We start from the raw sequence: 415 nt of genomic DNA, 5'->3' as shown, positions 1-415 counted from the left end.
GATTTTACATCTAATAAAGATATATTAGAAAAAGTTATAAATAATATATGTGATAAAAAGTTAGAAAATTGTAAAGTATCTACTTTAAATTTGGAAAATCAATTAAATAAAATGAATAAAAATACTGATAAATACGTTATATTTTTAACAGATTCATCAATAAAAGAAAATTTAAACACAGAAGATAATTATGAAAATTTAATTAATAAATATAAAAATGTAAATTTTATGGTTATTAATTTAAATTCTAAATTAAAGGATAATGAAGAAAAAAATCTTATTATAAGTAGTTTTAATTCAAATAATAAAGATAAAATTTTTCAAGTTAAAAATAATGAGGAATTAAAACAAAATTGTGAAAAAATAGAAAATAGTATTTTGAAAGGAAATAGATGTTACAAAAATATTGTAATAG

The 415-nt window shown here is 15.2% G+C and carries 1 protein-coding gene; it reads left to right on the top strand.

Features of this window, described 5'->3' with window-relative positions:
- A partial coding sequence (locus GBZ86_RS19080) for a hypothetical protein (protein ID WP_170272336.1) occupies positions 1–415 on the top strand: 415 nt, incomplete at both ends.

Origin of the sequence: Clostridium tarantellae (assembly GCF_009295725.1) — a bacterium.
Taxonomy (GTDB): Bacteria; Bacillota; Clostridia; order Clostridiales; family Clostridiaceae; genus Sarcina; species Sarcina tarantellae.
This window is presented reverse-complemented; position numbering and strand designations above follow the sequence as displayed.